Origin of the sequence: Achromobacter agilis, from assembly GCF_900496965.1 — a bacterium.
Classification (GTDB): Bacteria; Pseudomonadota; Gammaproteobacteria; order Burkholderiales; family Burkholderiaceae_B; genus Achromobacter; species Achromobacter agilis.
Window position 1 is genome coordinate 1 of record NZ_UFQB01000014.1, and the last position, 26417, is coordinate 26417.

At 65.7% G+C, this 26417-nt stretch carries 23 protein-coding genes and 1 pseudogene; 20 read left to right on the top strand and 4 right to left on the bottom strand.

The window, feature by feature from the left end; translation table 11 throughout:
- From AGI3411_RS16850 to aspT (AGI3411_RS16865), 4 genes and pseudogenes are all read left to right on the top strand, one after another.
- Positions 1 to 99 (top strand): annotated as a pseudogene (locus AGI3411_RS16850) (electron transfer flavoprotein subunit alpha/FixB family protein); the annotation flags it as partial.
- A 197-nt stretch (positions 100 to 296) separates the two neighbouring features.
- Positions 297 to 1988 carry an aspartate-alanine antiporter gene (aspT, locus tag AGI3411_RS16855; protein ID WP_129528523.1) on the top strand — a complete coding sequence of 564 codons (1692 nt, stop codon included), beginning with the start codon at positions 297 to 299 and terminating at the stop codon, positions 1986 to 1988.
- A gap of 110 nt (positions 1989 to 2098) precedes the next feature.
- Complete coding sequence (locus tag AGI3411_RS16860) at positions 2099 to 3931, top strand: bifunctional aspartate transaminase/aspartate 4-decarboxylase (protein ID WP_129528524.1); 1833 nt, start codon at positions 2099 to 2101, stop codon at positions 3929 to 3931.
- Between the two features lie 25 nt (positions 3932 to 3956).
- The gene (gene aspT / locus AGI3411_RS16865) at positions 3957 to 5657 is read left to right on the top strand and encodes an aspartate-alanine antiporter (protein WP_129528525.1); all 1701 of its coding nucleotides are present in this window, start codon (positions 3957 to 3959) and stop codon (positions 5655 to 5657) included.
- Here the strand turns inward: aspT (AGI3411_RS16865) and AGI3411_RS16870 are convergent.
- The gene (locus tag AGI3411_RS16870; RefSeq protein ID WP_129528526.1) at positions 5654 to 6589 is read right to left on the bottom strand and encodes a LysR substrate-binding domain-containing protein; all 936 of its coding nucleotides are present in this window, start codon (positions 6587 to 6589) and stop codon (positions 5654 to 5656) included. The genes aspT (AGI3411_RS16865) and AGI3411_RS16870 overlap by 4 nt on opposite strands.
- A gap of 97 nt (positions 6590 to 6686) precedes the next feature.
- Between AGI3411_RS16870 and AGI3411_RS16875 the strand changes: the two genes are divergently transcribed.
- The 14 genes from AGI3411_RS16875 to AGI3411_RS16940 all read left to right on the top strand — a co-directional run bounded on the left by AGI3411_RS16875 (position 6687) and on the right by AGI3411_RS16940 (position 21622).
- On the top strand, positions 6687 to 7892 hold the full coding sequence (locus tag AGI3411_RS16875) for a CaiB/BaiF CoA transferase family protein (protein WP_129528527.1): 1206 nt from the start codon (positions 6687 to 6689) through the stop codon (positions 7890 to 7892).
- Complete coding sequence (locus AGI3411_RS16880) at positions 7889 to 8656, top strand: enoyl-CoA hydratase/isomerase family protein (protein WP_129528528.1); 768 nt, start codon at positions 7889 to 7891, stop codon at positions 8654 to 8656. The genes AGI3411_RS16875 and AGI3411_RS16880 overlap by 4 nt, the downstream gene beginning before the upstream one ends.
- Before the next feature lie 65 nt (positions 8657 to 8721).
- Positions 8722 to 9699: a tripartite tricarboxylate transporter substrate-binding protein gene (locus tag AGI3411_RS16885; RefSeq protein WP_129528529.1), complete on the top strand. Its 978-nt coding sequence runs from the start codon at positions 8722 to 8724 to the stop codon at positions 9697 to 9699.
- Between the two features lie 10 nt (positions 9700 to 9709).
- A complete protein-coding gene (locus tag AGI3411_RS16890; RefSeq protein WP_129528530.1) occupies positions 9710 to 11536 on the top strand; it encodes an acyl-CoA dehydrogenase in 1827 nt (608 codons plus the stop codon).
- Between the two features lie 150 nt (positions 11537 to 11686).
- Complete coding sequence (locus tag AGI3411_RS16895) at positions 11687 to 12328, top strand: peroxiredoxin (RefSeq protein WP_043543063.1); 642 nt, start codon at positions 11687 to 11689, stop codon at positions 12326 to 12328.
- Between the two features lie 248 nt (positions 12329 to 12576).
- A complete protein-coding gene (locus AGI3411_RS16900) occupies positions 12577 to 13605 on the top strand; it encodes a sulfate ABC transporter substrate-binding protein (RefSeq protein ID WP_129528531.1) in 1029 nt (342 codons plus the stop codon).
- 25 nt (positions 13606 to 13630) lie between these two features.
- Positions 13631 to 14521, top strand: a complete 891-nt coding sequence (gene cysT / locus AGI3411_RS16905) for a sulfate ABC transporter permease subunit CysT (protein ID WP_129528532.1) — start codon at positions 13631 to 13633, stop codon at positions 14519 to 14521.
- The gene (cysW, locus tag AGI3411_RS16910; RefSeq protein ID WP_129528533.1) at positions 14518 to 15417 is read left to right on the top strand and encodes a sulfate ABC transporter permease subunit CysW; all 900 of its coding nucleotides are present in this window, start codon (positions 14518 to 14520) and stop codon (positions 15415 to 15417) included. Before cysT ends, cysW begins: the two co-directional genes overlap by 4 nt.
- A gap of 26 nt (positions 15418 to 15443) precedes the next feature.
- Positions 15444 to 16508 carry a sulfate/molybdate ABC transporter ATP-binding protein gene (locus tag AGI3411_RS16915; protein WP_129528534.1) on the top strand — a complete coding sequence of 355 codons (1065 nt, stop codon included), beginning with the start codon at positions 15444 to 15446 and terminating at the stop codon, positions 16506 to 16508.
- On the top strand, positions 16505 to 17248 hold the full coding sequence (locus tag AGI3411_RS16920) for a phosphoadenylyl-sulfate reductase (protein WP_129528535.1): 744 nt from the start codon (positions 16505 to 16507) through the stop codon (positions 17246 to 17248). The genes AGI3411_RS16915 and AGI3411_RS16920 overlap by 4 nt, the downstream gene beginning before the upstream one ends.
- A gap of 40 nt (positions 17249 to 17288) precedes the next feature.
- Positions 17289 to 18197, top strand: coding sequence for a sulfate adenylyltransferase subunit CysD (cysD, locus tag AGI3411_RS16925; protein WP_129528536.1), 909 nt, complete (start codon positions 17289 to 17291; stop codon positions 18195 to 18197).
- Between the two features lie 41 nt (positions 18198 to 18238).
- Positions 18239 to 19537 (top strand): sulfate adenylyltransferase subunit 1, encoded by a 1299-nt coding sequence (locus AGI3411_RS16930; RefSeq protein ID WP_129528537.1) that lies wholly within the window; start codon positions 18239 to 18241, stop codon positions 19535 to 19537.
- Between the two features lie 212 nt (positions 19538 to 19749).
- Positions 19750 to 21078 carry a PA0069 family radical SAM protein gene (locus tag AGI3411_RS16935; protein WP_129528538.1) on the top strand — a complete coding sequence of 443 codons (1329 nt, stop codon included), beginning with the start codon at positions 19750 to 19752 and terminating at the stop codon, positions 21076 to 21078.
- Between the two features lie 73 nt (positions 21079 to 21151).
- Complete coding sequence (locus AGI3411_RS16940) at positions 21152 to 21622, top strand: hypothetical protein (RefSeq protein WP_129528539.1); 471 nt, start codon at positions 21152 to 21154, stop codon at positions 21620 to 21622.
- 20 nt (positions 21623 to 21642) lie between these two features.
- On the opposite strand, the gene AGI3411_RS16945 is transcribed toward AGI3411_RS16940, so the two are convergent.
- Complete coding sequence (locus tag AGI3411_RS16945) at positions 21643 to 22515, bottom strand: DMT family transporter (protein WP_129528540.1); 873 nt, start codon at positions 22513 to 22515, stop codon at positions 21643 to 21645.
- A 299-nt stretch (positions 22516 to 22814) separates the two neighbouring features.
- On the opposite strand from AGI3411_RS16945, the gene rplS reads away from it, so the two are divergent.
- Complete coding sequence (rplS, locus tag AGI3411_RS16950; RefSeq protein ID WP_043543023.1) at positions 22815 to 23195, top strand: 50S ribosomal protein L19; 381 nt, start codon at positions 22815 to 22817, stop codon at positions 23193 to 23195.
- 123 nt (positions 23196 to 23318) lie between these two features.
- The gene (locus tag AGI3411_RS16955; RefSeq protein WP_129528541.1) at positions 23319 to 24050 is read left to right on the top strand and encodes a CoA pyrophosphatase; all 732 of its coding nucleotides are present in this window, start codon (positions 23319 to 23321) and stop codon (positions 24048 to 24050) included.
- Positions 24051 to 24156: 106 nt separating this feature from the next.
- On the opposite strand, the gene rsgA is transcribed toward AGI3411_RS16955, so the two are convergent.
- Both rsgA and AGI3411_RS16965 read right to left on the bottom strand, forming a co-directional pair.
- On the bottom strand, positions 24157 to 25119 hold the full coding sequence (rsgA, locus tag AGI3411_RS16960) for a ribosome small subunit-dependent GTPase A (protein ID WP_244240374.1): 963 nt from the start codon (positions 25117 to 25119) through the stop codon (positions 24157 to 24159).
- On the bottom strand, positions 25116 to 26366 hold the full coding sequence (locus tag AGI3411_RS16965; protein WP_129528542.1) for a M48 family metallopeptidase: 1251 nt from the start codon (positions 26364 to 26366) through the stop codon (positions 25116 to 25118). The genes rsgA and AGI3411_RS16965 overlap by 4 nt, the downstream gene beginning before the upstream one ends.
- Between the last annotated feature and the right edge of the window lie 51 nt (positions 26367 to 26417).

Consider the following 26417-nt stretch of genomic DNA (forward strand, 5'->3'; position numbering starts at 1 on the left):
ATCAACAAGGATCCGGAAGCCCCGATCTTCGGCGTGGCCGATTATGGCCTGGTCGGCGATCTGTTCCAGGTCGTGCCTGAACTGACCAACGCACTGTAAGCCCGCAAAGGCTGCTTTGCCGAAGGCCCGCCAGCGTCCGCGCTGGCGGGCCTTTTCGTTTTTGGAGACAGCCAGCGAGACTCATTCGATTTCGATGCAGCAAATCTTTTGATTTCTGCAAAGTTTCTGATAATGTGTTTCGCGCGCAGCTCGTTTCGCGCAAGTGCTCGGCCTGTACATAACGAAGGAGATTCGGGATGGAATGGTTCTTTGACACTCTGCGAAAGTATCCGGAACTCGCGATATTCCTGACCTTGGGCTTAGGATATTGGATAGGCGCCAAGAAGCTATTTGGATTCAACCTGGGAGCGGTCACCGGTACGCTGCTGGTAGGCGTGCTGGTCGGGCAACTGAACATCACGATCGCTCCGATCGTCAAGCAGGTTTTCTTCCTGCTTTTTCTTTTTGGGCTCGGCTACGGCGTCGGCCCTCAATTCTTCCGCGGCATGAAAAGCGATGGCCTTCCCCAGGTCATCTTCGCGGTCATCATTTGCGTCATCTGCCTGCTGGTCACATGGGGCACGGCGGTCGCCTTCGGCTTTGATGCGGGCACCGGCGCGGGGCTGCTGTCCGGTGCGCAGACTATCTCCGCCGTGATGGGCGTGGCGACCGACACGATCAACGGCCTGAACGTCGATGCGGCGACCAAGAAGCAATGGATCGACAGCATCCCGGTGGCCTATGCCGTCTGCTACATCTTCGGCACCGTGGGCAGCGCCTGGATCCTGGCTTCGCTCGGCCCGAAGCTGATGCGCGTGGACATCGTGAAAGAGTGCAAGGATTACGAGGCGAAGATGTCCGGCGGCGCCGACTCGATGGAACTGTCGGGCTACCGCAAGTTCACGGCCCGCGCCTATAAGCTGGACCGCCCGGAGTTCGTGGGCAAGACAGTGAGCGATCTGGAGGCACGCTTCGTCGAGGCCCGGGTCTTCGTCGAACGCATCCGCCGGAGCGACCAGATCCTGGACTGCGATTCCAAGACCGTGCTCCAGGCCGGCGACGTGCTCGGGGTGACCGGCAGGCACGACGCCCTGGTCACGCAGGCGCCAGGTATCATCGGCGGCGAGGTCGAGGATCGCGACGTGATCAATCTGCCCGCCGAGATCGTCGAGGTGGTGCTGACCAACAAGAACATCGCCGGCAAGACGGTGCAGGAAATCGCCGAAAGCGAGGCCGTGCGCGAATTGGGCCGCGGTGTCTTCCTGCGCAAGGTCGTGCGCGGCGGCCATGAAATGCCCGTCAACTGGGGCCTGAAACTGGACCGCGGCGACCGGCTGTTCCTGCTGGGCGCCAAGCGCGACGTGGAACGGGCGGTCGGCAAGGTGGGCTACGTGGATCGCGCCACCGACCAGACCGACATGGTGTTCGTGGGCTTCGGCATCCTGTTGGGCGGGCTGTTCGGCTCCCTGGTGCTGACCGTGGGCGGCGTTCCTATCACGCTGTCTACGTCGGGAGGCTCGCTGATCGCCGGCCTGATCTTCGGCTACCTGCGTTCCGTGCATCCGACCTTCGGACGCGTGCCGGAGCCGGTGCACTGGTTCCTGACATCGGTCGGGCTGACCGCCTTCGTGGCGGTGGTCGGGATTTCGTCGGGGCCGGGCTTCGTCCAGGGCTTCCAGCAACTGGGGGCGAAGCTCTTCGTCGCGGGCGTGATCGCCACCAGCGTGCCCATGATCCTGGGCGTGTACATCGCCCGCTATGTTTTCAAGTTCCACCCCGCCATTGCGCTGGGCGTCTGCGCAGGCGCCCGCACCACGACGGCCGCCATCGGGCAGATCACCGAAACGGCGAAAAGCCAGGTGCCCGCCCTGGGCTACACAGTGCCTTACGCGATCGGCAATACCCTGCTCATCATCTGGGGGATTGTCATCGTCATGCTCATGACCTAGCGGGCCGCCCGCGGGCCCGCAGGCCTGCGGACAGCACAAGAACGACGGCGGGCGCCTGCGTCCGCCGTCTCGGCAAGCGCCTGTCACAACGCAACCAGGAGTACTGAACAATGGCTTCCACCGCGCCTCTCACCGTCAGCCTGGCCTCGGCCCTGAAAACGACCCGGTCGCACCAGCGAGACCTCGAGCAGCTTTCGCCCTTCGAATTGAAGGACTATCTGATCACGCTGGCCAAGGACAACCAGCAAACGTCCGCGTCGACCATGTTGAATGCGGGCCGCGGCAATCCGAACTGGATCGCCACCGAACCGCGCGACGCATTTTTCCTGCTGGGCAGGTTCGCGATGAAAGAGGCGCGCCGGGTGCACGACCAGGTCATCCTGGCAGGCATGCCAGCCAAGAAGGGGTGCGCGGCCCGGCTGCGCAAGTTCCTCTCCAAGCACAAGGGCGAAGAGGGTCATGGCTTCCTCGCGGGCGTGCTGGAGTACGGCGTGAAGGTCAAAGGCTTCGACCCGGACGAATGGATCCACGAACTGACCGACAGCATCATCGGCGATCACTATCCGGTGCCGCCGCGCGCCCTGGTGCACATCGAACAGGTCGTGCATGACTACCTGATCAAGGAAATGTGCGACGGCCGCCCGCCCAAGGGCAAGTTCGACCTGTTTCCGGTCGAGGGCGGCACGGCGGCCATGTGCTACATCTTCGATTCGCTGTTGCAGAACGGCCTGCTGAAGCAGGGCGACACCATCGCGCTGTTCCTGCCCACGTTCACGCCCTACATCGAAATCGCGCACCTCGAGCGCTTCCAATTCAAGATCGTGGCGATCAACGCCAACAGCATGCGGGCCGACGGCACGCACGACTGGCACTATCCGGCTTCGGAAATCGCCAAGCTGGAGAACCCCAAGATCAAGCTGGCGGTCACGGTGAATCCCAGCAACCCGCCGTCCGTGGCGTTCAGCCCGGTGGAAATGAAGCAGATCGTGCGCCTGATCCGCAAGAATCCGGACCTGGTGCTGGTGACCGACGACGTGTACGGCACTTTCGTTCCGAACTTCCGCTCGCTGATGGCGGAGGTGCCGCACAACACGATTTGCGTGTACTCCTTCTCGAAGAATTTCGGCTGCACGGGCTGGCGCCTGGGCGTGATCGCGACCCACGAGACGAACACGATGGACCGCCGCATCGCCGAGCTGCCTGTGTCGTGGAAGAAGCGGCTGAACAAGCGCTACGGCGCCCTGACGATGGAGCCCGAAAAGATCAAGTTCATCGACCGGATGGTCGCTGACAGCCGCAACGTGGCGCTGAACCACACCGCCGGCCTGTCGCTGCCGCAGCAGGTCCAGATGGGCTTTTTCGCGCTGTCGCATCTGCTGGACCTGAAGGACGCCTACAAGCACCTGACCATGGAAATCGTGCGGCGCCGGCGCGACGCCCTGTGGCAGGGCCTGGGCATCCCGATGCCGCCGGAAGATCCGATGCGCGGCTGGTACTACGTGGAGCTGGACTTCATGGTCTGGGCCAAGGTCATGTACGGAGAGGGCTTCTGCAAGTACATGGTCAGCAACTACGAGCCCGTCGACTTCCTGTTCCGCCTGGCCGAGAAATCCGGCGTGGTGCTGATGGATGGCGGCGGCTTCGGCGGTCCGCCCTGGTCGATCCGGATTTCGCTGGCCAACCTGGACGACAGCGACTATGCCAAGATCGGCAAGTACATGGTCGAAGCCGCAACCGAGTACGTCGAGGCCTGGAAGCACTCGGAACTGGTGCGTTCGGGCCCAACGGCGGGCAAGGGCCAGAAGGTCAAGGCCTCGGCCGCCAAGCGCTCGGCGGCCGGCAAGAAGGCCGGCGTCAGCGGGGCCCGGAAGGCGGTGAAGCAGGCGGTCAAGAAGGCAGATTCGGCTGCCAAGTCCGCCAAGAAGGGCGCCGCCGGCAAGTAGCAAACCTCCAGGGCGATATGACGACATGACTTGCAGCGTCGGGTTTTTCAATAGCGTCCCCATCGCAGTGCTGTTCGTGACGGTGGGATTGGGATACCTGATCGGCAAGCTCAAGGCCGGGCCGATCCAGCTGGGCGGGGTGTGTGGAACGCTCATCGTCGCCCTGCTGATCGGCCAGACGGGGTGCCAGATCGGCGGCGACCTGAAGGAGGTTGCGTTCGCCCTGTTCATTTTCGCGATGGGGTATTCAGGCGGCCCGCAGTTCTTCGCCAACCTGAACCGCTCCAGCCTGCGGTACATCCTGCTGCCCATCATCGAGGCCTTGCTGGTGCTCGCGATCGTGCTGACCGCGGTGCCGATGTTCGGCCTGGACGCCGGCACGGCCGCCGGGCTGGCGGCGGGCGCGGCAACCGAGTCCGCCGTGGTGGGCACGGCAGCCGAAGCGCTCAAGCACCTGGGACTGGCCGACGCCGACGTCAAGCGCATGGAGGCCAATATCGCCACGGCCTACACGCTGACCTACCTGGTGGGCCTGATCAGCATCGTGTTCTTCACCAGCCAGATCGCGCCGGCGCTGTTGCGCATCAATTTGCGCCAGGCCTCCAAGGCGCTGGAGGAAAAGCTGGGCGTGACGGCGGGCGAAGGCGACGAGTCCAACATGCCCACGCTACCGCGGCTCGTTGGCCGCGCGCACGTAGTCAAGGACGCCGGCGGCATAAGCGTGGCCGAGGTGGAGTCGCAGCTGGGCGGGCGCACCGTCATCAGCCGCATCCTGCGCAATGGGGAAGCGGTCGACGCAGCACCCGACGACCTGCTGGCCGTGGGCGATATCGTGGTGGTGCTGGGGATGCGGCGGTTCGCGCTGCGCGCCGGGTCCGTGGTCGGCCCTGAAATCCAGCTGCCGGAAGGGCATGCCGACGATCTGCTGCTGAGCGAACTCGCCGTCATCGTCAACAAGAAGGCCGTCAATGGGCATACCGTCGGCGAACTGGCCAAGCGGCCGCGCGCCCAGCGCGCCCGGGGCGTCTTCCTGCAGTCCATCGTGCGCTCGGGCCATTCGCTGCCGATCACGCATTCCACCGTGGTGCAGTATGGCGACCTGGTCACGCTGGTGGGGGCCGAGCCCGAACTTTCGGAGGCCGGCGCGGCCCTGGGCAACGAGCTGCGACGCAGCGGCGTTACGGATCTGGTGTTCCTCTCCTTCGGCATCCTGGCGGGGCTCATGATCGGCAGCCTGAGCGCAAGGCTCTGGGGCATTCCGGTATCGCTGGGCAGCGGCGGCGGGGCGCTAGTCAGCGGGCTGGTCTGCGGCTGGATCAACGCCAAGCGGCCCTCGCTGGGCCACATGCCCGATCATGCCGTGCAACTGCTCAAAGACCTGGGCCTGGCGATTTTCGTGGCTTGCGTCGGCCTGTCGGCGGGGCCGGAGGCCGTGTCGCTGATCCGCGAGCACGGCGCGGTGCTGCCCGTGATCGGCTTGCTCGTGTCGCTCGGGCCTGCCTGCCTGTCGCTCTGGTTGGGCCACAAGATCCTGAAGATAGAAGGCCCCTTGCTGGTGGGGGCGATCGCGGGCCAGCACGTCAGCACGCCCGCTATCAGCGCCATCCTGGGGGCCAGCGGCAGTTCGGTGCCACTGTTGGGCTACACCGTGACGTATGCCATCGCCAACGTGCTGCTGCCGGTCCTGGGGCCGATCATTGTGTCGTTGGCGCATCACCTGAGCTAGCGTCGGCCCGGCTCCAGCAGTGTGCACCCCTGCCACGCCTGATCGTTGATCAGGCGTTTTATTTCGTCTTTGCACATCGCGATGACTTGGCTGACCGCCAGCGACTGTGGCAGGCTCTCGCTGGCGCACAGCACCAGTTCGCGAGACAGGGCGTCGTCAAGCGCGTGCGCCACGATCGATCCTTCCGCGATCTCGGGCTGCGCCGCGGAGCAGGGCAAGATCGTGGCCGCCATCGCGTTGCGCACGGCTGGGATCAGGATCGCCGAGGTGCTGGCCTCGGCAAACAGATTGCAGGTCAGGCCGGCCGTCAGGAAGGCGTGGTCCAGGCGCGCGCGCAGTGTATTGGGCAGGCTGGGCAGGACCAGCGGCAGCGCGGCGAAATCCGCGATGCCCAGGGTGCGGCGCGGCAGCGCGACGCTGGCGTGAGCCAACAGGAACAGGCTTTCCCGCAGGAGCGGCGTGCGCTGCAGGCCCTGCATGGACTGCTGGTCCGGAGAGAGGGAAAAATCGATGCGGCCCTGCAGGACCAGCTTGGTCAGGTCCGCGCTGGGCACGTCGACGATTTCCAGCACGACCGAGGGCAGTTCCGCCTTGGCGCGGCGCATGAGCGGCAACGCCAGCATGCGGGCGGTGCTGGAAGCCAGCCCGATGGATACGGTGCCGGTGACCTGGTCCGCCGTCCTGGACAGCAGGCTGCGGGTGCTGTCGACCTGGCGCAGGATGGTTTGCGCATGCCGGTACAGCAACAGGCCCTCCGCCGTGGGCTGCACGCCCTTGGCGCCGCGCAACAGCAGCGCGACCCCGAGGTTTTCCTCCAGCAGGGACATCTGCTGGCTGAGCGCGGGCTGCGCCACGTGCAGGCTTTCGGCGGCGCGGGTCATGTTCTGCATTTCCACCACGCGCACGAAGTATTTGAGCTGACGCAGATTCATGGAATAAGAAAATCTTATTGAAGGATCGGAAAATAGTATTTTCTACGCCTCTGAGGCGCTGCCTAGAATGGGCTTCAACTCAGAGGAGGACGACGAAATGAGTCTGCCATTGGCCGGGCTGAAGGTGCTGGATCTGACGCGGGCGCTTTCCGGGCCTTTCTGCACAATGATTCTTGGGGACTTGGGCGCGGAGGTCGTCAAGGTGGAACCCATGCCGGCCGGCGAAATGGCGCGGCAGTGGGGGCCGTTCGATGATGATATAAGCGTTTATTATCTTAGCGCCAACCGCAGCAAGCAAGGCATCGGCATCGACTTCCGCAAGCCGGAAGGGCTGGCGCTGCTTCGCAGGATGGCCCTGGCATCCGACATCGTGGTCGAAAACTTCAAAGTGGGCACGATGGACGCGATGGGCCTGGGGTACGCATCGCTGGCGCAGGCGCATCCCGGCCTGATCATGGCGTCGATTTCGGGCTTCGGCAGCAAAGGGCCGGCGCGCGACTGGGCGGGCTTCGACCAGGTCGCGCAGGGCTATTCCGGCTTCATGAGCCTGACGGGCACCGCGGAGTCGGGGCCAACGCGGGTGGGCGTCGCCATTGGCGACCTGACGGCGGGAATGTGGCTGGTCATCGGCATCCTGTCGGCCGTCGCGCAGCGCGCCGCCACCGGGCGCGGGCAGCATGTGGAAACCTCGCTGCTGGCAGGCCTCATGGCGCTGCTCAGCGTGCAGGGCCAGCGCTATCTGAGCAAGCGCGAGGTGCCCGAGCCTTGCGGCAATGTGCATCCCGTCATCGCGCCCTATGGCACGTTCGAAACCGCCGACGGGCCGCTCAACCTGGCGCCGGCCACCCAGGCGATGTGGGTCAAGCTCTGCGGCATTCTCGGGCTCTCCCGCCTGGTGGCCGACGCGCGGTTCCTCACGAATGCCGAGCGCATGCAGCACCGCTATGAATTGAAGCTGGAGCTGGAGCAAGGGCTCAAGCGCAAGACGCGCATGGAATGGACCGCGCTGATGATCGAAGGCGGCATTCCCGCGGGCCCGATCAATACCCTGGAAGACGTGTTCGCCGATCCCCAGGTGCAGGCCTGCGGGCTGGTGCGGTCGTTGAACCATCCGGTGCTGGGCGAATTGCGGCAAGTGGGCCTGCCGCTGGGCTTGGACGGCACGGAAACGGCCAGCCATCGCGCTCCGCCCGTGTTCGGCCAGCATACGCGCGAAGTCTTCGCGCGCTATGGCATGGCGGACGCCGAGATCGACCGCCTGCTGGCCGACGGCGTGGCGCATCAAGCGGAGGCCGCCGCATGACCGCCGACTCCGATACGCCCAGCCTGTCCGTGGACGGCCACGTCGCAACCCTCCGCCTGCGCAGGCCCGGCCAGGCCAACCGGCTCGGTCCGCAGGACCTGGACGTCCTCAGGGAGCATCTGGACGCAGTGAACGCGAACGACGCCGTGCGCGTGCTGCGCATCCTGTCCGAGGGCAAGTATTTCTGCAGCGGCTACGACATTTCGTCGCTGGCGTCGGAGACCGCGCCAAGCTCGCTGTATTTCGGCCAGACGATGGATCTGATCGAGGCGGCGAGGCCGGTGACGATCGCGGTGGTCCAGGGGGGCGCCTATGGCGGCGGCACCGATCTGTGCCTGGCCTGCGATTTCCGCATCGGCACGCCGCAGGCCGACATGTTCATGCCGGCCACGCGCCTCGGCCTGCATTTCTATCCGGGCGGCATGTCGCGCTATGTGACGCGGCTGGGGCTGGCCCAGGCCAAGCGCCTGTTCCTGACCGCGGAGCGCATCCAGGCCGACGAGATGCTGCGCATCGGATTCCTGACCGAACTGGTGCCGGCGGACCGCCTGCAGGACCGGCTGGATGCGCTGAGCGCGCAGATCGTGGCGATGGCGCCGATACCGCTGTTCGGCGTGAAGGCGCAGCTAAACCGCATCGCACGCGGGGAAATCGACCATGCCGGCATCGAGCAGGCGGTGTTGCGATCCGAGCAGTCCGAGGATCTGGCCGAAGGCGCAAGGGCCTGGAAGGAAAAGCGAGCGCCGAATTTCACCGGCCGCTGACGCGGCTGGCGCATGAACGGAGGGCCGCGCCACAAGCGGCTCCGAATCCATTAAAGGAGACCTCGATGAAACCCACTATTGCCGCATGCGGCGCATTGTTCGCCGCTGTTGCCTCGTTGTCCGCGATGCCCGGCGGCGCGCATGCCGCCGCCCCCTATCCGGCCAAACCCCTGACGCTGGTGATCGGATTCCCGCCAGGCGGGGGGGCGGACCAGGTGGGCCGTGTCTATGCCAATGCGCTGGCCAGGCAGCTCAAGCAGCCGGTCGTGATCGAGAACCGGCCCGGCGCCGGCTCGACGATCGGCGCCAGCCTCGCGGCGCGCGCCGCCGCCGACGGCTATACGCTGTACCTGGGTAACTCCAGCGTCATGGGCAGCGACAGCGCCCTGTACAAGGTGGATTACACGCCGGACAACTTCGTGCCCGTGGCGCAGCTCACCACCGGTCCCATGGTCCTGATCGCGAACGCGAAGCTGGGGCTGAAAGGCGTACAGGATCTCATCGACCGGGCCAAGCGCAAGCCGGGAACCATCAATGTGGCGTCATCCGGCAACGGCGTCATCACCCATTTGGCGGCAGTCGAATTCATGACGCTCGCCGGCGTGAAGCTGATGCACATTCCATTCAAGGGGGGCGCGGCTGCGGCGCAATCCGTCGCCGCGGGCGATACCGACGTCTCGTTTGCGACGGCCCCGTCCGCCAAGGCGGTCATCGACACCGGCAAGGTGGTGGCGCTGGCGGTAACGTCCGGCCAGCCCTCGCGGCTGCTGCCGTACCCGCCCATTTCGCAGACGGTGCCCGGCTATGACCTCTCCAACTGGTGGGGCGTCTTCGCACCCAAGGGCACGCCGCCGGAGGTGCTGGATACGCTGTTCAAGGCCAGCAATGAAGTGCTCGCGCTTGCCGATGTGCAGCAAGGCATGGCGGCGGGCTACGAGGAAGTGACGCCGTCCGCGTCGCTGGAAGCGTTTGGCGCATTCGCCCGCAAAGAGGGAGGCAAGGGTTTAAGATTGGCCAAAGAAAGCCTAGATACCGCCAATTGATGGAGACACCATGCCCTACGCAACCCCATTGCAGGACTTCCGCTTCGCCTTGAAGGAACTGGCCGGACTCGATGACGTCCTGAAACTGCCCGGCTTCGAAGAGGTGACGCCAGACCTGGTGGATGCCATCCTGGAAGAAAACGGCCGCTTCGTCGAGCAGGCGGTCGCGCCGCTGAACGTGCCGGGCGATACGCAGCCGCCCGTCTGGAAGGACGGTCAGGTTAGCGCCACGCCGGGGTATGCGCAGGGTTTCAAGGACTACGCGGCAGGCGGCTGGCAAGGCCTGCAGCATCCGGCGGTATGGGGCGGGCAGGGGCTGCCCAAGCTGGTGGCGGCCGCTCCGGGCGAGAACATCCAGGCGGCCAGCCTAGCGTTCTCGCTGTGTCCGATGTTGACCGACGGCGTGATCGAAGCCGTCCTGACGGTCGGCTCGGACGCGCAGCGCAAGCAATACGTGCCCAACCTGATCGGTGGCAAATGGACGGGCACGATGAACCTCACCGAGCCGCAAGCCGGCTCGGATCTGGCGCAGGTGGCGACGCGCGCCGTGAAGCAGGACGACGGCAGCTACCGGCTGACCGGCCAGAAGATCTTCATCACCTACGGCGAGCACGACCTGGCCGAGAACATCATCCACCTGGTGTTGGCGCGCACGCCGGACGCGCCTGCGGGGGTGAAGGGCATCTCGCTCTTCATCGTGCCCAAGTTCCTGGTTCAGGCGGACGGCAGCCTGGGCAAGCGCAACGACGTCTGGTGCGCCTCTCTGGAACACAAGCTGGGCATCCACGGCAGCCCCACGGCGGTGCTGCTGTACGGTTCCGGCAAGGGCGACGTGGGCGAGGGCGCCATCGGCTACCTGGTCGGCGAGCAGAATCGCGGCCTGGAATATATGTTCATCATGATGAACGCCGCCCGCTATTCAGTGGGGCAGCAGGGCATCGGGGTGTCCGAGCGCGCATACCAGCACGCCCTGGCCTACGCGCGCGAGCGCGTGCAGGGCCGGGCCGTGGAAGGTTCCGCGGGGGCCGTGGCCATCGTGCGCCATCCGGACGTGCAGCGCATGCTGATGACGATGAAGGCGTTGACGGAGGCGGCGCGCGCCGTTTCCTATGTGGCCGCGGCCGCCCACGACAAGGGTACGCATCACCCGGACCCGGAACAGCGCGCCCGTAACCGCGCCTTCTACGAATACCTGGTGCCCATCGTCAAGGGTTTCTCGACCGAGAACGCGGTCGAGGTCGCGTCGCTGGGCATCCAGGTGCACGGCGGCATGGGATTCATCGAAGAAGCCGGCGCGGCGCAGTTTTACCGCGACGCGCGCATCCTGCCCATCTATGAGGGCACCACCGCCATCCAGGCCAACGATCTGGTCGGCCGCAAGACGCAGCGCGACGGCGGCGCCACCGCCCATGCCGCCATCGCGGCGATGCGCGAAACGCTGCGCGCCGTCGAGGCCGAGGCGTCGAGCGCGGCGGCGGGCGAGCGCGACGGATTACGCCTGCTGCGCGACAACCTGGACGGCGCCATCCAGGCGTATGAGGCCGGCGTGGCGTTCATCCTGGAGCAATTGGCGGCCAATGTCCGGGCGGCCTATTCCAGCAGCGTTCCCTACTTGATGCTGGCCGGCGTGGTTCATGGCGGATGGCAGATGGCGCGCGCCGTGTTGGCCTGCCGCCGCCATATCGCCGCCGGGTCCACCGATCCATTCCACGCCTCGAAGGTCGCCACCGGGTTGTTCTACGCCGCGCATATCCTGCCGCGCTCGCTGGCCCTGTCGGCCGCTGTCCGGTCCGGCGTCGTGGCGGACGCCTGTGGCGCCAGTCTGGATATTGCATAAGGTTATATGTCTTGCGTATTTCCCCGGCTAAAGGTTTGATGGAAGAATCGTTTCCCAGGCGGTAAATTCCGCCAAGAGACGACTTCCAGCGCTGCCCGCCCCGGTGGGCAGCCGGGCCTTCCCAACCTGAATCCGCACACAGGAGACATCATGAGTCAACTACGCCTGGGCGATACCGCCCCCGATTTCGAACAGGAATCCTCGGCTGGGCCGATACGCTTCCATGAGTATCTGGGTAACAGCTGGGGTGTCCTGTTTTCGCATCCGGCCGATTTCACACCGGTCTGCACCACCGAGCTGGGCTATACCGCCAAACTGGCCGACGAATTCGCCAAGCGCAACGTAAAGGTGCTGGCGCTGTCGGTGGACGACACCGATTCGCACACGCGCTGGATCGACGACATCAACGATACGCAGTCCACCAAGGTGAACTTCCCGATCCTGTCCGACAAAGACCGCAAGGTCTCCGAGCTGTACGACATGATCCACCCGAACGCCAACGCAACGCTGACCGTGCGTTCGGTGTTCATCATCGATCCCAACAAGAAGGTGCGCCTGACCATCACGTATCCGGCCAGCACCGGCCGCAACTTCAACGAGATCCTGCGCGTCATCGATTCGCTGCAGTTGACCGATAGCCACAGCGTGGCCACGCCGGTGAACTGGGAGGACGGCGACGACGTGATCATCGTTCCGTCCCTGCAGGACGAAGCCGTGATCAAGCAGAAGTTCCCGAAGGGCTACAAGGCCGTGCGTCCCTACCTGCGCATTACGCCTCAGCCGAATAAGTAAATTCGGAATTCGCGGGGCAGGCCCCGCATGCCACCCGAACCGCCGCATTCCTCTATGGGATGCGGCGTTTTTTTTCGCATGGGCCGTCCTGGGGCGGAAGATGCCTTGGCGGTAAGGGTGGACTTTCCTATTGCTGGGACAGCAGTCCTATATGCCTGAGAGCGATGAGCAATCAAATAATGATTCGTTCCGTTCAGATCGGGCTGCCCGCAAACTTGCTCCCACATTGCCAAACACAGGGAGCAGGGATGTCTTTCAGGAAAGCCGGTTGGCTGGCCGCCTTGGCCGCAGTCACGATGTCGTTGGCCGCGATCGCGCCCGCGCAGGCCCAGCAGAAGCAGACGCTGCTGAATGTTTCGTACGATCCGACCCGTGAACTCTATCGCGCCATCGACGACGCGTTCGCCAAGCAATACAAGGAAAAGGCGAACGTCGAACTGACCATCCGCCAGTCGCACGGCGGGTCGGGCCGCCAGGCGCGTTCCGTCATCGACGGCCTGGAGGCCGATGTGGTGACCCTGGCCCTGGCGTACGACATCGACGCCATCTCCGACCGGGGGCTGCTGCCCGCGGACTGGCAGGCCCGCCTGCCGCAGAACAGCTCGCCCTATACCTCCACCATCGTGTTCCTGGTGCGCAAGGGCAATCCCAAGCAGATCAAGGACTGGGACGATCTGGTGAAGGATGGCGTGCAGGTCATTACGCCCAATCCGAAGACCTCGGGCGGCGCGCGCTGGAACTACCTGGCCGCCTGGGCCTACGCGCTGGAGAAGAACGGCGGCAGCGAGGACAAGGCCCGCGCCTTCGTGGGCGACCTCCTCAAGCATGTGCCGGTGCTGGACACCGGGGCGCGCGGCGCCACCACCACGTTCGTGGAACGCGGCGTGGGCGACGTGCTGCTGGCCTGGGAAAACGAAGCTTTCCTGGCGCAGGAAGAACTGGGTCCGGACAAGTTCGACATCGTGGTGCCGTCGCTGTCCATCCTGGCCGAACCGCCGGTCGCCGTCGTCGACAAGGTCGTGGACAAGAAGGGGACCCGCGCGGCCGCGCAGGCCTACCTGGAATTCCTCTACACGCCGGTAGCCCAGGAAATCATCGCCAAGAACTACTACCGGCCCATCGACAAGGCCGTGGCCGCCAAGTACGAAAGCAAGTTCCCGAAGGTCAAGCTCGTGACCATCGACGACAAGATTTTCGGCGGCTGGCGCAAGGCGCAGAAGGACCACTTCAGCGACGGCGGCACGTTCGACCAGATCTACCTGCCGCAGAAGAAGTAACTCCATAACAATCGGAACGACGGCCATGACTTCAGCCTCGAACCCCGCGGCAAGCGGCGCGCAAGCGCCTTTTGCCTTTCGCCGCAACAGCCCGGGCGTGCTGCCCGGGTTCGGCATCTCGATGGGCTACGCCGTGCTGTACCTGAGCGTGCTCGTGCTCATCCCGCTGGCCGCCCTGCCTATCAAGAGCGCGGGGCTGGGGTGGCAGGGCTTCTGGGACACGGTGGCCTCGCCGCGCGTCGTGGCCTCGTACCGGCTCACCTTCGGCGCCTCGCTGGCGGCGGCGCTGGTGAACCTGGTGTTCGGCACCATCGTCGCCTGGGTGCTGGTGCGCTACCGCTTCCCCGGCAAGAAGATCCTGGATGCGCTGGTCGACCTGCCGTTCGCGCTGCCCACGGCGGTGGCGGGGATTGCGCTGACCGCGTTGTATTCCGAGAAGGGGTGGCTGGGCGCGCCGCTGGCCGACTGGTTCGGCTGGAAAGTGGCGTTTACGCCGCTGGGCATCGTGATCGCGCTGATCTTCATCGGCGTGCCTTTCGTGGTGCGTACGGTGCAGCCGGTGCTGGAGGACGTGGAGCGCGAGATCGAAGAAGCGGCCGCCAGCCTGGGCGCCAACCGCTGGCAAACCATCCGCCGCGTGCTGCTGCCGATCATCCTGCCCGCCCTGATGACGGGTTTCGCGTTGGCCTTCGCGCGCGCGGTGGGCGAATACGGATCGGTGGTGTTCATCGCGGGCAATATGCCCATGGTGTCCGAGATCACGCCGCTGCTGATCATCGCCAAGCTGGAAGAATTCGACTACGCGGGCGCCGCCGCGATCGCCACGGTCATGCTGTTGCTGTCGTTCGCGCTGCTGCTCGTCATCAACCTGCTGCAGGGCTGGCAGTCGCGCCGCAATCTTGGGAGGCTCGCATGAGCGCGCAGGACCGTCCCGCCCATCTGACCGAGCCGCGCTGGGTGCGCGGCGCGCTGCTTGCCGTTGCGCTGGCATTCCTGGCGCTGTTCCTGCTGGTGCCTCTGGCTGCCGTGTTCGCCGAGGCCTTCAAGAAGGGTTGGCAACTGTACCTGGCCGCCATCGTCGAACCCGACGCGCTGGCCGCGATCCGCCTGACGCTGCTGGTGGCGGCCATCGCGCTGCCGCTGAACCTGGTGTTCGGGGTGGCCGCCGCCTGGGCCGTCACCAAGTTCCAGTTCCGCGGCAAACAATTCCTGATCACCCTGATCGACCTGCCGTTCTCGGTGTCTCCCGTGGTGGCCGGTCTGGTGTTCGTGCTGCTGTTCGGCACGCAGGGCTGGTTCGGCGGTTGGCTCCAGGACCACGACATCAAGATCGTCTATGCCGTGCCCGGCATCGTCCTGGCGTCGCTGTTCGTGACGTTTCCTTTCGTCGCGCGCGAGCTGATTCCCCTGATGCAGGCGCAGGGCAGCGAAGAGGAGCAGGCCGCGCTGACGCTGGGCGCCAGCGGCTGGCAGATCTTCTGGCGCGTGACGCTGCCGAACATCAAGTGGGGTCTGCTGTACGGCGCCATTCTGTGCAACGCGCGGGCCATGGGCGAGTTCGGGGCGGTGTCGGTGGTGTCCGGGCAGATCCGGGGGCTGACCAATACGATGACCCTGCACGTCGAGATTCTCTACAACGAATACCAGTATGCCGCGGCGTTCGCCGTGGCGTCGTTGCTGGCTTTGCTGGCGCTGGTAACGCTGGTGGCCAAGAACGTCGTCGAGTGGCGCAATGCGCGCTTCCAGCAAGCCGCCGACCTGCCGGTCGAATATCCCGGCCAGGCGGCCGCCATCAAGCCGGCCGTCGCCTGACGCGCCCAGTAAAGACGGAGACAAGCATGAGTATCGAAGTCCGCAATCTGTCCAAGCGTTTCGGCGAATTCCGCGCGCTCAATGACGTTTCGCTGCATATCGAGACGGGTGAACTGGTGGCGCTGCTGGGGCCGTCGGGCTGCGGCAAGACCACGCTGCTGCGCATCATCGCCGGCCTGGAGTCGGCCGATTCCGGCAACGTGCTGTTCGCCGGCGAGGACGCCACCGCCGTGGACGTGCGCCAGCGCCAGGTCGGTTTCGTGTTCCAGCACTACGCGCTCTTCAAGCACATGACGGTGTTCGAGAACGTGGCCTTCGGCCTGCGGGTCAAGCATCGTTCGCAGCGGCCGCCCGAAGACCGGATCCAGCGCAAGGTGCATGACCTGCTGGGCCTGGTGCAGCTGGACTGGCTGGCGGACCGCTATCCAGCGCAGCTGTCCGGCGGCCAGCGCCAGCGCATCGCCCTGGCGCGCGCCCTGGCCGTGGAGCCCAGGGTGCTGCTGCTGGACGAGCCGTTCGGCGCGCTGGACGCCAAGGTGCGCAAGGAGCTGCGGCGCTGGCTGCGGCGGCTGCACGACGAACTGCACGTGGCCAGCGTGTTCGTGACGCATGACCAGGAGGAAGCGCTGGAGGTGTCCGACCGCGTGGTGCTGATGAACGCGGGCCGCATCGAGCAGGTGGGCACGCCGCGCGATGTCTGGGAAGGTCCGGCCACGCCTTTCGTCTACGGCTTCCTGGGCGACGTGAACCAGCTGCAGGGCGTGGCCACGCGCGGTGTCTGGAACGGCGCGGGGCTGTCGCTGCCCGCGCCCGAGCTGGCGCAGGCCGACGGCCAGCGGGCCACCGCCTACGTGCGGCCGCATGAATTCGACATTGAACGCTATCGCGCCGGCGCCGACGGCATTCCGGTGCGCCTGGCGCATGCCTACCTGGCCGGCCCTAGCGCATACCTGGAACTCACCCGGGAAGATTCGTCCTCGCTTCTCGAAGCCGAGGTGCCCGAGTCCTTGTACCGGGAGCTGGGCCTGCGCGACGGCGAAATCCTCCTTGCGCGCCCGCGGCGGGCGCGCATCTTTGCGGTGCAAGCATGACGACGACCGAACTTTCCCCCCAACTCGATGCGGCGCTCGCCGTCCGCTGGCACGAACTGAACGAGCGCCTGGCCGACATCCGGCGGCGCTACCCCGATGCCGCGCTGGCGTCGTCGCTGGCCGCCGAGGACATGCTTCTGACGCATGCGCTGTATGCCGGCGGCTCGGACCTGGAGGTGTTCACGCTGGACACGGGCCGGCTGCATGCCGAGACGCTGGGCGTACTGGACGCGGTGCGCGAACGCTACGGGCGCGAGGTGACCGTGTACCGGCCCGATGCCGGGGCGGTCGAGCGCCACGTCGCCGAGCATGGCGCTTATGCCTTCTACGAGAGCGTGGCGCTGCGCCGCGCCTGTTGCCAGATCCGCAAGGTCGCGCCGCTCAAGCGCGCGCTGGCCGGACGCGGTGCCTGGATCACCGGGCAGCGCCGGTCGCAGTCGACGACCCGCGGCGAACTGCCGTTCGAAGAAGACGACGCCGCCTTCGGCCTCTACAAGTTCAATCCCCTGGCCGAATGGGACGAGGAAGAGGTCTGGTCCGTCATTCGCGCGCTGGGCATTCCCTACAACCCGTTGCATGACCAAGGCTATCCCTCCATCGGATGCGAGCCTTGTACGCGCGCCATCCGCCCGGGCGAGGACCTGAGGGCGGGGCGCTGGTGGTGGGAGTCCTCGGACTCCAAGGAGTGCGGCCTGCATGCGGGCAACCGGGTCATCCCCGTCGTGGCGCGCGTCGAATGAGGCCGCCCATGAATTCGAAATCTGTCTTAGTGGAGTAATCATGTCTGCCGTCATCCAACGCAGCCACCTGGATTGGCTGGAATCGGAAGCGATATTCATCCTGCGCGAGGTCGCCGCGGAAAGCGAAAAGCCCGTCCTGCTGTTCTCGGGCGGCAAGGATTCCGTGGTGCTGCTGCGCCTGGCCGAGAAGGCCTTCCGGCCAGGCCGCTTTCCTTTCCCGCTGATGCACATCGATACCGGGCACAACTTCGACGAAGTGATCGCCTTCCGCGACAAGCGCGCGGCCGAGCTGGGCGAAACCCTGATCGTGCGCAGCGTCGAGGACTCGATCGCGCGGGGCAGCGTGGTGTTGCGCCGTGAAACCGATTCGCGCAACGCCGCCCAGGCCGTGACGCTGCTGGAGGCTATCGAGGAGTTCGGTTTCGATGCCTGCATCGGGGGCGCGCGGCGCGACGAGGAAAAGGCGCGCGCCAAGGAACGCATTTTTTCGTTCCGGGACGAATTCGGCCAATGGGATCCCAAGGCTCAGCGCCCCGAACTGTGGAGCCTGTTCAATACCCGCGTGCATCGCGGCGAGAACATGCGCGTCTTCCCGATCTCCAACTGGACGGAGCTGGACGTCTGGCAGTACATCCAGCGTGAGCGGCTGGCGCTGCCCTCGATCTACTTCAGCCATGAGCGCGAGGTAGTGCGCCGCAAGGGGCTCCTGGTGCCCGTCACGCGGCTGACGCCGCCGCAGGACGGCGAGCAGGTCGAACGCCTGCCGGTGCGCTTCCGCACGGTGGGCGACATCTCCTGCACCTGCCCGGTGGCCTCCGACGCCGCCGACACACTGGCCATCATCGCCGAGACCGCGGTGACCGACATTACCGAGCGCGGCGCCACGCGCATGGACGACCAGACTTCCGAGGCCTCGATGGAGCGCCGCAAGAAGGAAGGCTATTTCTGATCGCACAAGACGCCGGCGCCTGCCGGCGGCAAGGGACGCACATGAACGCACTGAACGATTCTTTTCTCTCTGGCGCCGACACGGGCGTGTTGCGCCTGATCACCGCGGGTTCCGTGGACGACGGAAAATCCACCCTGATCGGCCGCCTGCTGTACGACAGCAAGGGCGTGTTCGCCGACCAGCTGGACGCGATCTCGCGCGCCAAGCACAAGCGAGTGGCGGGCGACGGCATCGACTTCTCGCTGCTGACCGACGGCCTGGAGGCCGAGCGCGAGCAGGGCATCACCATCGACGTGGCCTACCGCTACTTTTCCACGCCCACGCGCAAGTTCATCATCGCCGACGCGCCAGGCCATGAACAGTACACGCGCAACATGGTGACGGGCGCCTCGACAGCGGACGTGGCCGTCATCCTGATCGACGCCACACGGGCGGCCGACGGCAAGCTGCTGCCGCAGACCAAGCGCCACAGCACGATCGCGCGCCTGCTGGGCATCCGCCATATCGTGGTGGCGGTCAACAAGATGGACCTGGTGGACTGGGACCGCGCCGTGTTCGAACGCATCCGCGATGCCTATGCCGACCTGGCCGGCAAGCTCGGCATCGATCATTTCGACGCGCTGCCGCTGTCCGCGTTGAACGGCGACAACGTCGTGACGCTGTCGCCGGAAACGCCGTGGTACGGCGGACAGCCGCTGCTGGCCTTGCTGGAATCGCTGGATCTTGCCAGCGATGGCCGCAGCGCGCCGCTGCGTTTTCCGGTGCAGTGGGTGTCGCGCCACGACGGCGATCGCAAGGAGGACTTCCGCGGATACGCCGGACGCGTGGCCAGCGGCGTGCTGCGTCCGGGCGATGGCGTCACGGTGCAGCCTTCCGGCGTGACGGCCATCGTGCGTGAGGTGCGGTCGTTCGATCGCGCGCTGGACGAAGCGCAGGCGGGCGATTCGATCACGCTGGTACTGGATCGCGACGTGGACGTGTCGCGTGGCGATGTCATCGTGCACGCGTCCGCGCCGGCGCAGGTTGCGCGCGAGTTCGAGGCCGAGCTGTGCTGGCTGGATGCGCAGGCGCTCAATCCGGCGCGCAAGTATCTGCTGAAGTCCGGCACGCGATTGACGTCCGCGAAGGTACGCGCGGTGCTGTCGCATCGGGACATCCATGAACTGCAGGAAGTGGAGAACACCGAAGGCACGCTGCGCATGAACGACATCGGACGCGTGACGTTCACGACGCGGGACGCCCTCGCGGTCGATCGCTATGCCGATGTGCCGGCCACCGGATCGTTCATCCTGATCGATGAGGCCACGCACCAGACCGCCGCGGCGGGCATGCTGCGCTAAGCCGCAAGCGGCCGGAAAACAACGGGGTTCCGGCCGTCATTTTTGCTGTTGTATTTATGCTAAACCTAGATTTGGCGCGGGTTTCGGGGCGATATCGCCAGGTGAAATCGATTTGTCCAGACGACGTCCACGTCTTGCGGTAAAGTGGGGTTGTCTTACGAAAAGGCTTTTGGTGCTTGTCAAAACCACTGTGTTTTTGTACAGTAGTTTTCATGGCACGCACCGATCATTCTTTTCCCGCCGGTTCTGGGTCCCCGGCTGCCGCCCCCGCCGCCTTGCGCGGTCGGGGTGCGGTTACTAATGTTCGGCATCGCTTTCAGCGCGATGACCGTGTGCAGGTCGACGACGGCTGGTCCGGCTCCGGATTGCCCGCCGACTTCGTAGATTCCGTCCCCGATAACATTTCCGACGACGCGGCCAAGGTCATCCCGATCCTGCCCGATACGCGCCACGCGCCTCCCGCCCCCAAGACCACGGTCACGGCGGAAGAGGCCCGCAAGATGCTGTCGCGCAATGATTCTCCTGATATCCCCTTCGAGGCCGCGGTCAATCCGTACCGGGGGTGCGAGCACGGCTGCGTGTATTGCTACGCCCGGCCCACGCATTCCTACCTGGGCTATTCCCCCGGGCTGGACTTCGAAACCCGGCTGGTCGCCAAGGCCAATGCCGTCCAGGCCCTGCGGGCCGAGCTCAGCCGCCCCGGATACAAGCCGTCGCCGATCAATATCGGGTCGGCCACGGATCCTTACCAGCCTATCGAGCGCGAATGGCGCCTGACCCGGGGCCTGCTCGAACTCATGCTGGAAACCCGGCATCCGGTCACCATCGTGACGAAAAACGGGCTGGTCGCCCGCGACCTGGACCTGCTGGCGGCGCTGGCCGAGCAAAAGCTGGTGGTGGTGTACATGAGCATCACCACGCTGGACGCCGGCATGGCCCGCACGCTGGAGCCCCGCGCTGCCGCGCCGTGGCGCCGCCTGGAGGCCGTGCGCAGCCTGACCGACGCCGGCGTGCCGGTGGGCGTGCTGGTGGCGCCCATCATCCCGTTCATCAACGACGAATCCATGGAGCACATCCTCCAGGCGTCCAAGGCGGCTGGCGCGCATTACGCCAGCTACACCGTTCTGCGCCTGCCGTGGGAGGTCAAAACCCTGTTCGAGGACTGGCTCAATGTGCATTTCCCCGATCGCGCTCAACGTGTGTTGCATCGCGTCGAAGACCTGCGCAACGGGCGGCGCAACGATTCCAACTTCGGTTCGCGCATGCGCGGAACCGGCATTTGGGCCGATCTGCTGCGCCAGCGTTTCGCCGTGGCCACGCGCAAGCTGGGGCTGAACCGGCATCGCCTGGCCCTGGACTGCACCCGCTTCCTGCGTCCGGCCGCCGTTCCCGGCGCCGCGGCGGGGGAGCCTTCCGATTTCCTATCCCCGGCTGGCGCGCAAGCGTCTTCAGGGGTCCCTTTTCATGGCGCATCGCCCGCAGCCGGCGGTGCGCGCCAACTGCGCGCCGCGGCCGCAGGCCAGTTGTCTTTGTTCGATTGACCGCCGGCTGTCGCCGCGGAGGGGCGCCTGGGCACCGTGTCCTGGCGCTGGATCGTTTTTCCAAGGAGTTCCTATGAACACCGCTGATATTTCCGTCCTGTCGGACGAGCTTGCCGTCTCGCTGAACCCGCTGCGCCGTGGGGCGCACCGAGCCCGCGCCGTTTGTGCCAAGCTGGCGGGGCTGGCCTTGCCCTGGAACCCGTCCACGGCCGGCGCGGAACCGCGCCAGCGCACCCGTCCCGGCTCCACGCCGGCCCGTTGGCCGTTTCCGCCGGCGCCGGCCGAAGCGGGCGCGCTGACGGGGGGAGCGGTTCCGGGGGCCATGCAGGCGCCCGCGATCCGTCCCGTCGCCCCGGCGGCGCCTGCCGCGCCCAGCCTGCCGGCCGCGCCCGCCGTGCGCGATTGCAGCCTGGGCAGCGCCACGGTCGAGCCCGTCACCGCACGGGTTACCCGCAAGGCGATGCTGATCGACGTGGCGATGGTGCTGGCCTGGGGCGCCATCATTCCCGGCTTGATGTGGCTGGGTGCCGCCGCCGGTTTCTGAACGGCCCCTTTACAGGGAATTCAGGCGGATCCCAGCAGAACCACGCCCACCAGAATGGACAGGCACCCGGCCAGGCGGCCCGGCCCCACTTTTTCGCGCAGCAGGAACATGCCCGCCAGGGTACCCAGCATCATGGACATTTCGCGCGCAGGCGCGACCAGGCTCAGCGGCGCGCCGTTGCGCAAGGCGTACAGCACCAGGATGTAGCCCAGCGGCGACAGCAGGCCGACGGCCAGCGCCAAATGCCAATGCCCGCGCATGGATTCCCAGGCCTGGGCCCGGCGGTGCAGCATGTGAGGCGTCATCATGGCGGTGCGGGTTACGCAGGTGAACCAGTCGAACAGTACCGGGCTGATCAGCAGCACCTTCACGCCGTAGGCATCCACCACGGTGTAGGCAGCAATGAAAAGGCCGATCACCATGCCCCAGCGCACGCCGATCCAGGCTTGCGCCTGCTTGAAGATGGCGAGCCGCCCCTGGGTGGCGATGAGCAGCACGCCGATCACGACGCACAGCATGCCCGCGATACCGGTGCCGGTGGCGGGTTCGTGCAGTAGCAGGAAGGCGCCGGTGGTGGAGAGCAGCGGGCCGGTGCCGCGGGCAATGGGATAGACCACCGAAAGATCCGCTACCTGGTAGCCGCGCTGCAGGCACAGGCTGTAGCCCAAATGCAACAGGCTCGAGGTCAGGATGGCGCCGACGACAGGCCAGGTCCAGGTCATGCCGTCATGCATCAGCACCCAGACCACCCACGGCGCATACAGCACCGAGGCGCACAGCCCGTAGGCGAAGACGAACGGAGCGCCCACCATGGCCGCGCGCTTGGCGAGCAGATTCCACGTTGCGTGGGCCATCGCCGCCAGGACGACCAAAATCAGGGACGAGTACGACATGAAGGGAAACGCGCCGTGTGACGTGTTTGTTACAGAAACCGGAAGGGTACCGCAAACTGCTGCGGGCCGGGTGCATGTTACCTGAGGCTCTGAACAATTTTTGGTGTAGAATCATTGGTTTGCCAAATCTCATCCTCTGCTTGCGGCACATGCATCGGGGTCCAGCCTAGCGCCGGGCGGCCATGCACACGCGGGGCAGGCAACGGATAGCAGCTTCATCGCTTATCCGGCGCTTTCCGCGAACAACATCGAACGGCAAAAGTTTCAGCCCGCAACGACATGATGATCTAGGAGTTCTAATGAACCTTATCGCTATCCTGGAACAGGAAGAAATCGCCCGTCTGACCGGCGGTGTGGCCAAGCCTGAATTTGCTCCTGGTGACACCGTCATCGTGAGCGTGAACGTCGTTGAAGGCACCCGCAAGCGCGTGCAGGCTTTCGAAGGCGTTGTCATCGCCAAGCGCAACCGCGGCCTGAACTCCGCGTTCACCGTGCGCAAGATTTCGTCGGGTGAAGCCGTGGAACGTACGTTCCAGCTGTACTCGCCGCAAATCGCCGGCATCGAAGTTAAGCGCCGCGGCGACGTGCGCCGCGCCAAGCTGTACTACCTGCGCAACCGCTCGGGCAAGTCGGCTCGCATCAAGGAAAAGCTGGTCAGCAAGCAAGCCTCGGCGGCTTGATCGCTTATCGGCACACGGCCCTACCAGTGTCGGACGCTTACGCCTTTCCGCGTTTTCGTCCGGCACGGGTTTCCGGGTTAAAAAGGCACCTGCGAGGGTGCCTTTTTCTTTTCAAAAAGCCGTATGTCTGATTCCTCGTCTTCCCCGCGGCCCCGACGGCCGCTGGCGCGTCCCGGCTTCGATCCCGCGACGCAACCGTGGGTGCTGGCCAATGATTCGCTGCCGGCAGTCCCCACCCGCCTGCTGACTCCCGAGTCGCTGCGGGGCACGCTTAGCCAGCCATCCACCTGGACGCTGGAATTGTCGCGCGATACCGACCTGCGCTATCCGGGCCGCGAAGGCGCGCCCGTTCCGGCCGCGGTGCTGATTCCGCTGGTAACGCGAGACAACGGCGTTTCCATCATGTTGACGCAGCGCGCCGCCCACCTGCACGACCACGCGGGCCAGATCAGCTTTCCGGGCGGACGCATCGAACTCAGCGACTCCACGCCGGAAGCCGCTGCCTTGCGCGAAGCGCAGGAAGAAACCGGCCTGCCGTCCAGCTATGTGGAAGTGCTGGGCAGCATGCCGCCGTACCTGACGGCCACGGGCTTTTCGATCATTCCGGTGGTGTCGCTCGTGCGTCCCGGCTTCGATCTCGCACCCGATGCGTTCGAGGTGGCCGAGGTGTTCGAGGTGCCGCTGTCGTTCCTGATGGACCCCGCCAACCACCGCCTGTACGAAGCACGGCTGGAAGACGGGCGGGTGCGCCAGTATTACGGCATGCCCTACGGGAAACATTTCATCTGGGGCGCCACCGCCGGCATGCTGCGCAACCTGTACCACCTGTTGCGCCACGGCTTCGAGCCACGCTGATCGGCGGATTGCATGTAGGTACCTACCAAGTGTCTGACACCAAATCAGACCCAAGTGTCTGACACCAGCGCTACTCCCAACCTACCTGCCACGTCGGCAGCCCACATCAATACCGCTGCTGCCCCGCCAGGTTTTCTTCCAGGATGCGTTCGTACAAGGCGTAGCGCGCCGGATCGATGGCGCCCGCCTGCAAGGCGGCGACCACGCCGCAACCCGGTTCGTGCCGATGGGTGCAGTTATAGAAACGGCATTGCTCGATAGGGTGGGTGAATTCCGGGAAACCGCGGATGATGTCTTCGCGGGTCAGGTGTTGCAGGCCGAAGGCCTGGAAGCCCGGCGAATCGATCAGGTCGCCGCCCGGGGCGGGCAGGTGATAAAGCCGGGTGCTGGTCGTGGTGTGTTTGCCCATGTCCAGGGCGGTGGAGTGTTCGCGGGTGGGGGCGGCGGCGTCCGGCACCAGCGCGTTGAGCAGCGTCGACTTGCCCATGCCGCTTTGCCCCAGCAGCAGGCTCGTATGCCCGGCCAGGCGCGGTGCAAGAAGGCCGTGCACCTTTTCGGGTTCCAGCGCGCTGAGTTCGATCACGTCCACGCCTAACGCCACGATCGGCGCCAGCCGCGCGCGCGCCGCAGGCAGTTCGTCCGCGAGGTCGGTCTTGTTCAGGATGATGAGCGGCGCGATACCGGCGCTCCATGCGCCTGCCAGGGCGCGGCCGGTCAGGTCGTCCGAGAAGGTGGGCTGTACGGCGACGACGATCAGCAACTGGTCAACGTTGGACGCGAACTGCTTGGAGCGCATTTCGTCGGAACGGTAGAGCAGGTTGCGCCGGGGCAGGATGGCGTCGATGGCGCCTTCGTCCTTGCCTTGCGGCGTGATGCGCACACGATCGCCTACGGCGGCCCCGGCCTTCTTGCCGCGCGGAAAGCATTTGCGTAGCGTGCCGTCGGCGAGTTCTACGGTGTAGTGGCGGCCGTGGGCGGCGATGATGCGGCCCTCGTTCGGCCCGGCGGCGGGCGCGCTGGCAAGCTGCCCGTTCTGGTTTGCGCCCTTGGGGCGGCCCGGGCCGCTCATGCGGCGGACGCCATCAGGTGGCGGATGCGCACGGCGGCGGGGGGATGGCTGTCGTAGAAGGCGGAATGCACGGGGTCGGGAGTCAGGGTGGCGGCGTTGTCGTCGTAGAGTTTGACCAGTGCGGAAACCAGACGTTCCGCCGAGCTCTGTTCAGCCGCGTAGCGGTCTGCTTCGAATTCGTCGCGGCGCGAGTACCAACTGGCCAGGGGCGTGAGCATGAAGGTGAATACGGGGATGACCAGGAAGAACAGCAGCAGCGCCATCGCGTCGTTGCGTCCGCCCAGCTGCGGCAGCACGCCCAGCCCCACGTAGAACCAGGGCTGCTGGGAAACCCAGCCCAGGATGGCGAAGAAGGCCAGCGCGGCGGCGAAGCTGAACACGATGCGCTTGACGATGTGGCGCTTGGCGAAATGGCCAAGCTCATGCGCCAGCACCGCTTCGATTTCGTCGCCGTTCAGGCGCGCGAGCAGGGTGTCGAAGAACACGATGCGGCGTGAACGCCCGAAGCCCGTGAAATAGGCGTTGCCGTGGGCAGAGCGGCGCGAGCCGTCCATCACGAACAGCCCGTTCAGCGCAAAGTCGCAGCGCTGCGCCAGGCGCTGGATGCGGCCGGCCAGTTCCGGGTCGGACAGGGGAGTGAACTTGTTGAAGAGCGGGGCGATGAACATCGGGTAGACGATCAGCAGCGCCAGGTTGAATGCCGTCCATAGCGCCCAGGCCCAGATCCACCAGTAGGCGCCGGCGCTGCCCATCAGCCAGAGCACCGCGGCGGCCAGAGGCAGGCCCAGCACGGCGGCCACCGCCAGGCCCTTCAGGGCGTCGGCGACGAACAGCCCCGGCGTCATGCGGTTGAAGCCGAAGCGCGCCTCCAGCTTGAATTGCCGCCACAGGGTGAAGGGCAGGCCCAGGAGGCCCAGCAGCAGCGCCACTGTGACCAGCAGCAGCATCTGCCGCAGAAAGTCGTTGCTGGTAAGCTGGCCTACCATCAGGTCGATGAACTGCAGCCCGCCCATCAGGGTCAGGCACACCAGCAGGATGGCGTCGTAGGTGCGTTCCAGCATGCCCAGCTTGACCCGCGCCACGGTGTAGTCGGCCGCGCGCTGGTGGCTCGCCAGCCCGATACGGTGAGAGAATTCGGACGGCACCTGGTCGCGGTTGCGCGCGACATGGCGGATCTGGCGCGTAGCCAGCCACAGGCGCACGGCGATATCGGTCAGCAGGAAGGCAACGAACAGCAATGTGAACATGGGCGATGCGGCGTGCTCAAGTGTGGGTATGTGCGAAAATCGAACGTTTTA